Origin of the sequence: Marisediminicola senii, from assembly GCF_011057645.1 — a bacterium.
Lineage (GTDB): Bacteria > Actinomycetota > Actinomycetes > Actinomycetales > Microbacteriaceae > Marisediminicola > Marisediminicola senii.
Genome location: NZ_JAALGE010000025.1, coordinates 1 through 11609 on the forward strand (window position 1 = coordinate 1; position 11609 = coordinate 11609).

The 11609-nt window shown below is 66.9% G+C and carries 11 protein-coding genes and 1 pseudogene; 10 read left to right on the forward strand and 2 right to left on the reverse strand.

The window, feature by feature from the left end; genetic code table 11:
- The 4 genes and pseudogenes from G5S38_RS09210 to G5S38_RS09225 form a co-directional block, all read left to right on the forward strand.
- A pseudogene (locus G5S38_RS09210) lies at positions 1-112 on the forward strand (IS982 family transposase); the annotation flags it as partial.
- Positions 113-153: 41 nt separating this feature from the next.
- The gene (locus tag G5S38_RS09215; protein ID WP_165067656.1) at positions 154-828 is read left to right on the forward strand and encodes a carbohydrate ABC transporter permease; all 675 of its coding nucleotides are present in this window, start codon (positions 154-156) and stop codon (positions 826-828) included.
- Positions 825-1700, forward strand: coding sequence for a carbohydrate ABC transporter permease (locus tag G5S38_RS09220; RefSeq protein ID WP_165067658.1), 876 nt, complete (start codon positions 825-827; stop codon positions 1698-1700). Before G5S38_RS09215 ends, G5S38_RS09220 begins: the two co-directional genes overlap by 4 nt.
- Before the next feature lie 92 nt (positions 1701-1792).
- Complete coding sequence (locus tag G5S38_RS09225; RefSeq protein ID WP_165067660.1) at positions 1793-3685, forward strand: glycoside hydrolase family 127 protein; 1893 nt, start codon at positions 1793-1795, stop codon at positions 3683-3685.
- Positions 3686-3706: 21 nt separating this feature from the next.
- On the opposite strand, the gene yczR is transcribed toward G5S38_RS09225, so the two are convergent.
- On the reverse strand, positions 3707-5191 hold the full coding sequence (gene yczR, locus G5S38_RS09230; protein ID WP_165067662.1) for a MocR-like transcription factor YczR: 1485 nt from the start codon (positions 5189-5191) through the stop codon (positions 3707-3709).
- Positions 5192-5252: 61 nt separating this feature from the next.
- Between yczR and yczE the strand changes: the two genes are divergently transcribed.
- The 4 genes from yczE (at position 5253) to G5S38_RS09250 (ending at position 9611) form a co-directional block, all read left to right on the forward strand.
- Positions 5253-5891 (forward strand): membrane protein YczE, encoded by a 639-nt coding sequence (yczE, locus tag G5S38_RS09235; protein WP_165067664.1) that lies wholly within the window; start codon positions 5253-5255, stop codon positions 5889-5891.
- Positions 5888-6949 (forward strand): alpha/beta fold hydrolase, encoded by a 1062-nt coding sequence (locus G5S38_RS09240; protein ID WP_165067666.1) that lies wholly within the window; start codon positions 5888-5890, stop codon positions 6947-6949. The genes yczE and G5S38_RS09240 overlap by 4 nt, the downstream gene beginning before the upstream one ends.
- A 209-nt stretch (positions 6950-7158) precedes the next feature.
- On the forward strand, positions 7159-8586 hold the full coding sequence (locus G5S38_RS09245; RefSeq protein WP_165067668.1) for a hemolysin family protein: 1428 nt from the start codon (positions 7159-7161) through the stop codon (positions 8584-8586).
- Positions 8583-9611, forward strand: a complete 1029-nt coding sequence (locus G5S38_RS09250) for a CNNM domain-containing protein (protein WP_165067670.1) — start codon at positions 8583-8585, stop codon at positions 9609-9611. The genes G5S38_RS09245 and G5S38_RS09250 overlap by 4 nt, the downstream gene beginning before the upstream one ends.
- A 21-nt stretch (positions 9612-9632) precedes the next feature.
- Here the strand turns inward: G5S38_RS09250 and G5S38_RS09255 are convergent, their stop codons facing one another.
- The gene (locus G5S38_RS09255; RefSeq protein ID WP_165067673.1) at positions 9633-10283 is read right to left on the reverse strand and encodes a dihydrofolate reductase family protein; all 651 of its coding nucleotides are present in this window, start codon (positions 10281-10283) and stop codon (positions 9633-9635) included.
- A 349-nt stretch (positions 10284-10632) separates the two neighbouring features.
- Here G5S38_RS09255 and G5S38_RS09260 point away from each other — a divergent pair, with 349 nt between their 5' ends.
- Both G5S38_RS09260 and G5S38_RS09265 read left to right on the forward strand, forming a co-directional pair.
- The gene (locus G5S38_RS09260) at positions 10633-11199 is read left to right on the forward strand and encodes a manganese efflux pump MntP (protein WP_165067676.1); all 567 of its coding nucleotides are present in this window, start codon (positions 10633-10635) and stop codon (positions 11197-11199) included.
- Between the two features lie 104 nt (positions 11200-11303).
- Positions 11304-11585 carry a metal-sensitive transcriptional regulator gene (locus tag G5S38_RS09265; protein ID WP_165067679.1) on the forward strand — a complete coding sequence of 94 codons (282 nt, stop codon included), beginning with the start codon at positions 11304-11306 and terminating at the stop codon, positions 11583-11585.
- Positions 11586-11609 lie beyond the last annotated feature (24 nt).

Below are 11609 nucleotides of genomic sequence, written 5' to 3' on the forward strand. Positions count from 1 at the left end.
CGGCGTCTACTCCCGAATCGCAGGCCGACTACTCGCCCTCGCCGCAGGAATCTGGCACAACTGGCTCATCGGAGCACCCAACAAACGCTCCCTCATCGCCTACGACCATTAGGACTCACTCATCTAGACGAAGGGGGACTCGGAGCGGCCTCGGTGAACACCGCGATATTCGTCGCAGTCGTGACGACCATCGGTCTCGTCGGTGGTCTCGTGGCCTCGATAGTGCTCGCATCCTCGACGAGGGCCTCGGCGTTCGTACTGGGCCTGATGGTGTTCATCTGGGCACTGCCACCAGTCGTGAACGGCAGCGTGTGGAAGTTCCTGCTGGGTGACGCCGGGTTGATCAACGGGATGCTCGGCGGACTCGGTCTGGCCGAGTCCGCCGTGCCGTTCCTCTACGACGACCGGTTCGCCTTGCTATCCGTCGCGCTCGTGAACTCCTGGGCGGTCGTACCCTTCAACGCCCTCGTCTTTCGGGCCGCGATCCTGAACGTGCCTGGCGAGATTTTCGAGGCAGCTCGTATCGACGGGGCGAACCGCTGGCAGGAGATCCGGCACATGATTCTCCCCGCGGTCCGTCCTACGACGCTGGTCCTGGTGGTACTCACCATCGTCTACGCCTTTCGCTCCTTCGACTTCATCTACGTGATGACGTTCGGAGGCCCGGGTATCGCAACGAACACCCTGCCGTTCCTGAGCTACCTCCAGGCATTCGCCCGATACGACTTCGGACTCGGGGCAGCGACCGCGGTCATCTCGGTACTCCTCGTACTGGTGCTGGCGTTCGTCTATGCCCGGAGCGTCCGTCGCGAGGAGAAGGACACATGACAGTCACCCCGATACCGCTGACCGACGGGATGCCGGAACGGCCTCGCCGCAGGCGTACCCGGCGCTTCGAACCGGTCGCCGGCCCCCTCCGGTTCGTCCTGTTCCTCGTCTACGGGATTCCCATCCTCTGGATCGTCCTGACCTCTCTGAAGAGCCCCAGGGAAGTGATCACATCGCAGGCCTCGCTGCTCTTCACTCCCACGGTGGATGCGTACGTCGCGGCACTGGCAGACAGCGGTCTCTTCTCCGCGTTCACCCAGTCCATGCTCATCGCGTCGGGCACGACGGTTCTGACTCTCATGGTCGCCGTACCCGCGGGCTACGGGTTGGCCCGGGTCGACGGCCGCGTGACAACCGTCGCCCTGGGCTTGCTCATCGTGCTGCAGATGCTGCCGCAGACCGCGAGCGTGATTCCGTTGTTCCAAATCTTCGGAAGCTGGCGGATACTCGACCAGACATCGACCGTCGTACTCGCGAACACGGCCCACCTGATCCCGTTCGCGATCATCCTCCTCAGGCCGTTCTTCCGCTCCGTGCCCGAGGCGCTGCAGGAGGCGGCAGCGATCGATGGTGCATCAACGTTCCGCACCTTCTTCTCCGTGATGCTGCCGGTCGCGCGGAACGGGGTCGCAACCACCGGAACGCTGGTGTTCCTGATGTCGTGGGGTGAGTTCCTCTACTCGGTCAACTTCTTCCTCTCCCCGGGCAAGTACCCGCTGAGCGCACTCCTCGCCCAACAGGTGTCCGCCTTCGGGATCGACTGGCCGGGTCTGATGGCGCTCGCCGTAATCACCTCCGTCCCCATCCTCAGCCTGTTCGGATTCACCTATCGCCTACTGCGCGAGGGCCTCACGTTGGGCGCCGTCAAGTGATGGCAGGCCTTCACCCCCGAGCGCCAATCGCGCAAATCACTCTCCACTAGAGCTAAGGAATTTCAATGAGTCACGTCAACACTGCCTCCACCATGTCCGAACACCTGGTTTCGCCGTCGACCGGAACCCTCCAGCCGTTGGGTATCGACCAGGTTCGCATCACCGGGGGGTTCTGGGGCGAGCGCCAACAGCTCAACGCGACCACGATCATCGAACACTGCGAGAAATGGGTCGAGAAGATGGGTTGGGTGGGCAACTTCGACGCGGCGATCGCGGGTCGCCTGCCCGGAGCGCGGACCGGCCGACAGTTCGCCGACTCCGACGTATACAAGCTCATCGAGGCTATGGCGTGGGAGATCGGCCGCACTGGTGACTTGGCCATGGACGAACGTCTCCGCGCTCTGGTAGATCGCATTGCCCCCGTGCAGGAAGCCGATGGGTACCTCAATACCAACTTCGGTCGCCGGGGCCAGGTTGGCCGCTACGAAGACCTGCCGCACGGACACGAGTTGTATTGCTACGGCCACTTGCTGCAGGCTGCGGTTGCGCGGGGTCGAACGACCGGTGACGATCTGCTCGTGCAGATCGCTCGACGCGCCGCCGACCACCTCTGCGAGGTCTTCGGCGACGGCGGTATCGAGTCCGTCTGTGGCCACCCCGAGATCGAGGTCGGTCTCGTGGAGTTCGCCCGCTATACGAATGAGCCCAAGTACCTGCAGCAGGCCAAGCTGTTCATCGACCGCCGAGGCCACGGTGTTCTGGGCGACCTGGAGCTGGGGCGGAGCTACTTTCAGGACGACATTCCGATCCGAAAGTCCCGAGCGTTTGCCGGCCATGCGGTTCGAGCGACCTACCTCGCTGCCGGCGCCGTCGACGTCGCCGTCGAGACGGACGACGAAGAACTCCTGCACAGCGTCATCGATCAGCTGGCACACACTGTCGCCGCGCGCACTTACCTCACTGGGGGTATGGGGTCACGTCATGAGGGCGAGGCCTTCGGGGGCGACTTCGAGCTCCCGTCGGATCGCGCCTACGCCGAGACGTGCGCGGGCGTGGGCTCGATCATGCTCAACTACCGTCTGCTCCTCGCAACGGGCGAGCCGCGGTATGCGGACTTGATCGAGCGCACACTGTTCAATGTCATCGCAACCGCCCCGGGGGATGACGGGCAGTCGTTCTACTACACGAACACTCTCCACCAGCGCGAACCTGGCGAGATCGCCCCCACCGACGAAGCCAGCATGCGGGCGGCCTCCAGTCTGCGGGCCCCGTGGTACGAGGTGTCGTGTTGCCCGACCAATGTCGCGCGCACCCTAGCCTCGCTCGGCTCCTATTTCGCCACCGCAACGGCGGAGGGTATCCAATTGCACCAGTACGCGCCCGGCACCGTGACCACCGAACTCGACGGGGGAGCGGTGGGCATCTCGGTGGCGACCGAGTACCCCAACAACGGCGAGGTGACTATTGAGGTCACGGACACGATTGACGAACCGTGGGATATCGCCCTCCGGGTACCCGCGTGGGCAAAGGAGGGCGCCACCGTGAACGTGAACGGCACCATTCGAAACGCGGGACCGGGAACAGTCACCCTGCGGGAGACTTTCGCCGTAGGCGACACGGTGCAACTGTCGCTCCCCGTCGAGGCGCACTGGGTCGAACCCGACCCACGGATCGACTCCCTGCGCGGCCAGTTGGCAGTCGAGCGAGGCCCACTCGTCATGTGCCTGGAGTCGGTGGACCTGCAGTCCGGCGATGTCAACGCGGCGACGGTCGACCGGGGCTCACTGACCGACGACTCCGGTCGAGTCACAGTTTCGATCGGTTCGATCGGCGACGTGTCAGACGAGTGGCCGTACCTGGACCCGGCAGTGATGGGAGCGCCGACAGGGCCTACAACTGAAATGGCACCGACCACCCTGACGCCCTACCACGCGTGGGCGAACCGAGGTCCGTCGACCATGCGCGTGTGGATGCCGACCGGGTGAGCGCTCCCGGTGGTGACCCGCCTAGACCACCTCGGCGAGGTACTCCTGGTCGGTGAGCGAGTGGCGGGTCAGCGATGCCCACGCCCGGGCGAGCGCCGCGATCGCGCGGTCGGTCTCCTCGGGCGTGTGGCTGAACGGAATGCGCAGGAATCGCTCGAATGCCCCGTCGATTCCGAACCGCGGTCCCGACGCGAGCAGCAGTCCCTCGCCGCGCGCGGCCATCGTGAGTTGCGAGCTGACCGGGTGGCCGAGGCCCGCCCACACCGTCAGCCCGCCGTGCACGTGCGGCACGTTCCATTCCGGCAGTTCCCTGGCGAGGGCGGCTTCGAGGTGGTCGCGCCCCCGCCGCAGCTGTTCGCGCCGCAACTCGAGCACCTCGTCGTAGTGCCCGAGCAGGTCGATCGCGATCAGCTGCTCGAGTATCGGGGTGCCGAGATCGCCCGCCGGCCGTGCGCGCACGAGCTTCTGGATCAGCGCGGGGGCGGCTCGCAGCCATCCGATGCGTACGCCGCCCCACACGGTCTTGCCGAAGGACCCGACAAGCACGGTTGACGCGGATACCGCGCCTGGCCCGCCGTCGCCGCCATACGCAGCGAGCGGCAGGGGGCGCTCGCCGAAGTCGATGTCGAGCTCGGCCATGGTCTCGTCGGCGATGACCACCGTGCCCTGTCGCCCGGCCAGGTCGAGCAGTCGCTCGCGGGTCGCGGCATCCATTACCCGCCCGGTTGGATTGTGAAAGTCGGGCATCAGGTAGGCCAGCGCTGGGCTGGAGCGTTGCAGGGCCTGTTCCAGTGCGTCGTCGTCCCACCCGTCGTCAGTCGAGACCCCGACGGGCACGAGCCGCCCGCCGGCCGCCCGCAGCGCCTCGAACGCGTGCGGGTAGCTCGGCGATTCGACGAGCGCTGCGTCACCCCGGTGCAGCAGCACCCGCGACAGCAGGGCGATCGCGTGCTGCGCCCCAATGGTCACCATGACCTGCCCCGGCTCGGTGGGCAGCCCGCGTGCGGTGTACCGGTCGGCGATGGCCTGGCGCAACCGGGGGAGTCCCACCGGGTCGAACCCGGTCTCGCCGAGGTATGCCGGCAACTGCTGCGCGGCACGCACCGCGGCGTCAGCGAGCAGCGGGGTGGCGGGCAGCGCCGCCTTGCTCAGATCGAGCATTGTGGATGCTTCGGCCTCCGCCATCGCGACGGGCCGCCCCGGCAGTCCCGGCAGTCCCGCGATGCTGCCCGACCCCCGCTGACTTGTCAGGTAGCCGGAGGCGCGCAGCTCCGCGTAGGTCGAGGTGATCGTGGTGCGGCTGACGCCCAGGCGCTGCGCGAGGTCGCGCTCGGCGGGGAGGCGCGCGCCGACCTGGATGCGGCCGTCGAGGATGAGCAGTCGGATGCGGTCGGCGAGCGCGCTGTACGCGGGCATGCCAGTTGCCGGCGCGGGTACCCCGAGAGTGCTTGTGCCGCGCCAATCACTGAGAAGCGAGTCGAGAATACGTGCTGAAACCCCGGTCATCAGGCCAGTGTAGGCAAAGTGGCCTCTTTGCTGCAGTCCAATAAGGAGATTGGATACTCATATGCCGCTTCTCTTCGTCCGCCGCGTCACCCAATTGCTCGTCGGGCTCTTTCTCTATGGCTTCGCGATCTCCATGATGATCCAGTCGGGCCTCGGGGTGTCGCCCTGGGATGTGCTGTCCCAGGGGGTGTCGCTGCGCACGGGCATCGGATTCGGCTGGGTGACCAACATCATCGGTGCACTCGTGCTGCTGCTCTGGATTCCCATCCGGCAACGGCCGGGGGTCGGCACCATCGCCAACGTGCTATTGATCGGTCCCAGTATCGAGGTCGGCCTCGCGATCATCCCGGTGCAGACGGTGCTGTGGTCGCAGGCGCTGGTCTTCGCCGGCGGCCTCGCGATGCTCGCCGTCGCGACGGGGCTCTACATCGGCGCTCGGTTCGGGCCCGGGCCGCGCGACGGGTTGATGACGGGCATCCACCAGCGCTGGGGCGTGCGGATCTGGATCGTGCGCTCGGCGATCGAGCTCACCGTGCTCTCGATCGGCTGGGTGCTCGGGGGAACGGTGGGTGTCGGCACGGTGGCGTTCGCCCTGCTCATCGGGTCCATGGTCAACACGACGCTGCCGCTGCTGCGCGTTCCGCAACCGGTACCTCCACGGAAGGACCCGGCCGCGTCGCCTGACACACTGGTGCGATGAAATTCGGTCGATCACGCGGCGCACGGCACGACGACGGACCCGACGGTGGAGACGACGCCGAAACCACCGTGACGGTGCGCCGGGTCACGCGCGGTCGCCTCTACGCTCGGGTCAGCACCGTCGGCGATGCGGGGGATCGGCCATTCCTGCTGGTGCCGGGCATCGGAGTGTCGTCGGACTACTTTGAACGCCTCGCTCCGGTGCTGAACCGGTTCGGCCCGGTGCACGCGCTCGACCTTCCCGGCTTCGCCGGCGTTCCCCACCCCGGCACGGCACTGACCATCCGGCAGTACGCCGATCTGGTCGGTGCCGTGATCGACGACCTCGCCCTGAACGATCCGATCGTCGTCGGCCATTCCATGGGCACCCAGATGGTCGTCGACCTGGCGTCGCGCCGCTCCGACCTCTCGTCGATCGTGCTGATCGGCCCCGTGGTGAACGCGAACGAACGGCGAATCCTCACGCAGGCAGTGCGGTTCGCGACCGCGGCCTGGCACGAGCCGGGCCGCATCAAGAGCCTCGCGCTCGGCGCCTACGCCCTGTGCGGGGTGCGGTGGTTCTCGAACATCCTGCCCAAGATGATGAGCTACCCCATCGAACGACAACTGCCGAAGATCACCGCCGACACCCTGGTCATCCGCGGGGAGCACGATGCGGTCTCCCCCCGCGAGTGGGTGGAACAGGTCGGCGCCCTCCTGCCGTCGTCCCGACTGTGGGAGATTCCCGGGGCCGCGCACTCGGTGATGCATGCCCACGCCGACGAGGTAGCCAAGCTCAGCGTCAGCCACGCCGAAGTACCCATCGGCGCCGACGAGGGCGGTGACCTGCAGTTCTACGCCGGAGCGAGCGGCGGTGACGAGAGACACGATTACAGCGCCAGCGCGGCCGATGTGATCACGGCATTCGTCGCCCGGGTGAGATCGACGGTGGCTGCAATCAAGGGAGACGACCGGGCGCTCGCCGAGGCGAAGACCGACCACGCCGAGGTCATGAAGACCGCGTACGATCGCCGCCAGGCCGAGAAGTCCGCGCAGCCGGATCCGCCCGACGCGGAATGACCGCCCGGTTCGCGACACCTCCGCCGTGCGTTTATTCAGGAAGGTCCCAGTAATCTGGCGGTTCCTGAACTGCTTCGACCAACCCGAAAGGCGTTGACCACCACTGTGGTTTCACCAGCCATGGCCCTCGGGGCCATTGACCGGCCAAGCAACACCTCATCCTCTCCGACGCGATCGTCAGCATCGCACCGTAACGGGGTGACACCCCAGTGATCGAAGCAGTCCTCCTGCTGCTCCTCGGCATCGTCGTGACCCTGGCGATCATCGCCGCCAACGGCTACTTCGTCGCCCAGGAGTTCGCCTATATGTCGGTGGACCGCAACAAGCTCAGCGCGAAGGCCGCAGCGGGGGATGCCTCTGCCGCACGCGCGCTCGCGGTGACCAAGCGAACCTCGTTCATGCTGTCCGGAGCCCAGCTGGGTATCACCGTGACGGGCCTCCTCGTCGGATTCGTCGCAGAACCCCTGATCGGCGAGGCGATCGGCACACTGCTCGGTAGTGCTGGTATCTCGATGGCCATCAGCGTCACCATCGGAACCGTTCTCGCGCTCGTGCTCGCCACCGTCGTGCAGATGATCTTCGGCGAGCTGTACCCGAAGAACCTGGCCATCGCCAACCCCGAGCCGCTCGCCAGGGGTCTGGCCCGTTCCACCACGATCTACCTGACCGTGTTCGGCTGGCTCATCGCCGTGTTCGACCAGGCCGCGAACGCCCTGCTGCGCCTGCTGCGCATCGAGCCGGTGCACGACGTCGATTCCAGTGCCACCGCCGAAGACCTCGAGCGCATCGTCTCCGACTCGCGCGACAGCGGCGACCTGCCGGCCGAGCTGTCCCTCATGCTCGACCGCATCCTCGAATTTCCGGAGCAGGACGTCGAGCACGCCATGATTCCGCGTTCGCTGGTCGCCACGGTTCGACCCGACACCACGATCGGCGAGGTGCGCACCCTAATGGCTCGGGCACACACCCGATACCCCGTCGTCGACGACGAGAGCCAGCCGCTCGGGGTCGTGCAACTCGCAGACGTGCTGGGGTCGACCCTGCCGCACGATGCCGTGGTCACCGAGCTCATGCGTCCCGCTGCCGTGATCAGCACCCAGATGAAGCTGCCGGATGCCATGGCAGAACTCACCCGCACCCGCAACGAGCTCGCCTGCGCGATCGACGAGTACGGCGGTTTCGCTGGCGTGCTGACCCTCGAGGACCTCGCCGAGGAGATCGTCGGCGAGATCACCGACGAGCACGACGAGGATGCCGCGCCCTCCGTCGACCCGGATGGCGACAACGTCTGGTTGATGAGTGGAGACGTGCACGTCGACGAGATGCACCGCGCCATCGGCTACGAGCTGCCGGAGGGGGACTTCGAAACGGTGGCTGGCCTCGTGATCGCCGAGCGAGGGGGCCTCCCGGCCGCGGGCGACACCATCCACGTCGCCCTCCCCGACGACCCCGCCGACCTCGTGCGCGACGACGAGGTGCACAGGTCCCTTCAGATCGAGGTACTGGGCATCGAGCGCCACGTTCCCAGCGAGGTGCGAGTGACCCTCATCGAGACCCTCGGTGACGACGACGACGACACGAAGGAGCACGACGACGCCATCCCGGTCGTCGACGACATGAAGGAGGTCGACCGATGAGCGACGGAATCGTCGTCACGATCGTGACCGTCATCCTGATCGCGCTCAGCGCGTTCTTCGTGATCATCGAGTTCGCCCTGCTGGGTGCCCGTCGGCACCGCCTAGAAGTCACCGCGGCCACCGACCGCTCCGCCCGCGCCGCACTCAAGGGCGTCAACGAATTGACCCTCATGCTCGCCGGTGCGCAGCTCGGCATCACCGCGTGCACCTTCGCCCTCGGCGCGGTCACCAAGCCGGCGCTCGACTACTGGCTGGGGCCCATATTCTCCGGCTGGGGACTGCCGGAGTGGGCCGCAGGCATTCTCGCATTCGCCCTGTCTCTGCTGATCGTCACCTTCCTGCACCTCGTGGTGGGTGAGATGGCGCCGAAGTCGTGGGCGATCGCCCACCCGGAGACCGCGGCGAAGGTCATCGGTATTCCGTCGCGCATCTTCATCTGGCCGTTCCGCCCGCTCCTGATGTGGGTGAACAGCATCGCCAACAAGCTCGTCAGCGCATCGGGAGTGGAGCCGGTGGAGAGTGCCGCGGTCGGCGGACAGAACGCCGAGACCATCCGGCACCTCGTCGAGCTCTCGGCGAAGTCGGGCATGCTCGACGTCTCGTTCCAGGAGCAGCTCGAGAGCGCCATCGAACTCGAGACCCTGCGCCTCGACGAGCTCGTCGATGTCAGCGCGACGCCCACGGTCGTCGGCGCGGGTGCGACGGTTGCCGACGTGCAGCGCGCGGCCGCGGCATCCGGCCACATGCGCATCCTGATCGGGGACCTCGCCACCGGTGTTCCCGGTGTCGTGCACGTGCGCGACACGCTGCTCGACGCCCCCGAGGCGCCGGCCGCACCGTTCGCCCGCGACGTGCTGGCGCTCGAGGGGGAGACCCCCGTCTATGAGACCCTCGCCTTGATGCGGGCGCAGAGCCAGCAGCTCGTCGTCGTGCTCGACGGCAGTGCGTTCCGCGGTGTCGTGACGCTGACTGACGTGCTGCCGCGGCTGCTGCCGCGCCCCGAGGAGGCCGTGGCGCCGGTGTGACGGCGCGGCGTCGGGCCCGGGCTACCTGCGGGTGAACGTCAGGTGGGTGACGCGGCTGGGCGATGGGGTTGCTTCGATCTCGAAGCGATCCTCCAGACCCTCGAGTCCATCCCACAGACGTTCGCCCCGGCCGAGAACGATGGGTGCGACGACGACATGCATGTGATCGATGAGATCTGCTGCGAGGAACTGCCGCACCGTCTGCACGCCACCGCCGATACGCACATCGAGGTCGCCGGCCATGGCACGCGCCTGCGCGAGCGCAGACACCGGGTCGGCGCCGACGAAGTGGAATGCGTTGCCGCCTTCGAGTTCGAACGGCGGCCTCGGGTGGTGCGTCAGCACCACTACTGGGGTATGGAACGGCGGGTTGTCACCCCACCATCCCGTCCAGTCCTCGTTCTCCCACGGGCCGCGCTGCGGGCCGAATTTGTTGCGTCCCATGATCTCGACGCCGATACCGGGCGCCCAGTTGCTGGCGAACGCATCGTCGACGCCCCGCGTAGCCGGGGTGTCGCCGTGCATGCCCATATCGCGAAAGGTGCGCGTGGCTATAGCCCACTCCATGAGCCGATGGCAGGCGTGACCGAACGGGGCATCGATGGTCTGGCCCTCGCCGGTGCCGAAACCGTCGAGTGATATGGAGAAGTTGTGCACGCGGGCGAGGGACATGTGGGCTCCTGGGGTGGGTGGGCTGCTGCGAGAGCAGCGGTTCAAGGGTGGAGGACACGGGGTCTCCTGGGCAAGCGTCAGCCGACGCATCCATCGACCACATCGCGGTCATGTGCGGCCGGGCCTGGACCAGCGGCTGACCGCGCGTGTGACAGGATTGGGGTGCGAAGGGGAGTAGTTCCCGACCCGCCCCGATGACCGGGGCGCGGAGGTACGTCGACATACTGGTGATTCTTCACCCGGCGTGCCACCCGGCATCATGCCGGGCGAACGAGACCTTCGGCATCGACCATGCCGAACGCACCCTTCGCTGCCGTTCGGCCAATCGCACGAAAGGCCGCACTCCACCATGACCTTCTGGGCCCTCCTTCTCATCGCGCTCGGCGTCTCGGCCGACGCCTTCGCGGTGGCACTCACCAAGGGCGTGCACATGCGGCGCTTCAACCTGCGCCACGCTCTCATCATCGCCCTGACATTCGGGGTCTTCCAGGCCGTGATGCCCCTGATCGGATGGATGCTGGGCAGCCAGTTCGCCCGTTACATCACCGACTTCGACCACTGGATCGCCTTCGGGCTGCTGCTTCTCGTCGGGCTCAAGATGCTGTGGGAGGCCTCCTCGACCCATGAAGACACCGAGAAGGACTTCGATCGCCTCAGGGTGCGCGAGCTTCTGGTGCTGGCCCTGGCCACGAGCATCGATGCGCTCGCCGTCGGGATCACCCTCGCGTTCGTACCCGTGTCGATCACCGGGGCCGTCGTTCTCATCGGGATCACCACGCTCGTGCTCGCCTTTCTCGGCGTGGTCATCGGGCGACGGGTCGGTGCCCGCCTGGGCAAGCCGGCCGAGATCGTCGGCGGAATCGTGCTGATCGCGATCGGCACCCGCATCCTGCTCGACCACCTCGCAATCTGGTGAGGGTCGTGCCGCAGCGGGCGGCACACGGGACACCTGATACCCCTGGAGGGTATAGTGGGGGGTGCGAACAGTTCGCCACACCGTCACCGCGGGGAGGACACGACATGGTCGGATACGTCGACAACAAGGAGCAGATCCTGAAACGGCTTCGCCGCGCGGAGGGCCAGGTTCGCGGCATTCACCGCATGGTCGAAGACGACACCTACTGCATCGACGTGCTCACGCAGGTGTCGGCCGCGACCAAGGCGCTCGAGACGGTCGCCCTGGCGCTGCTCGACGACCACCTCACCCACTGCGTCGCCGAGGCCAGCGCCCAGGGCGGTGACGTCGCCGACGAGAAGATCCGCGAGGCGTCCGCCGCGATCGCACGCCTCGTGCGTTCCTAGCCCGACCCCTGAACTCCCCACCGA

What these genes read in the sequence shown, in the direction of transcription:
- G5S38_RS09220 (WP_165067658.1), top strand. Translation starts at nt 825, where the DNA reads ATGACAGTCACCCCGATACCGCTGACCGACGGGATGCCGGAACGGCCT.
- G5S38_RS09225 (WP_165067660.1), top strand. Translation starts at nt 1,793, where the DNA reads ATGTCCGAACACCTGGTTTCGCCGTCGACCGGAACCCTCCAGCCGTTG.
- yczR (WP_165067662.1), bottom strand. Translation starts at nt 5,191, where the DNA reads ATGACCGGGGTTTCAGCACGTATTCTCGACTCGCTTCTCAGTGATTGG.
- yczE (WP_165067664.1), top strand. Translation starts at nt 5,253, where the DNA reads ATGCCGCTTCTCTTCGTCCGCCGCGTCACCCAATTGCTCGTCGGGCTC.
- G5S38_RS09240 (WP_165067666.1), top strand. Translation starts at nt 5,888, where the DNA reads ATGAAATTCGGTCGATCACGCGGCGCACGGCACGACGACGGACCCGAC.
- G5S38_RS09250 (WP_165067670.1), top strand. Translation starts at nt 8,583, where the DNA reads ATGAGCGACGGAATCGTCGTCACGATCGTGACCGTCATCCTGATCGCG.
- G5S38_RS09255 (WP_165067673.1), bottom strand. Translation starts at nt 10,283, where the DNA reads ATGTCCCTCGCCCGCGTGCACAACTTCTCCATATCACTCGACGGTTTC.
- G5S38_RS09260 (WP_165067676.1), top strand. Translation starts at nt 10,633, where the DNA reads ATGACCTTCTGGGCCCTCCTTCTCATCGCGCTCGGCGTCTCGGCCGAC.
- G5S38_RS09265 (WP_165067679.1), top strand. Translation starts at nt 11,304, where the DNA reads ATGGTCGGATACGTCGACAACAAGGAGCAGATCCTGAAACGGCTTCGC.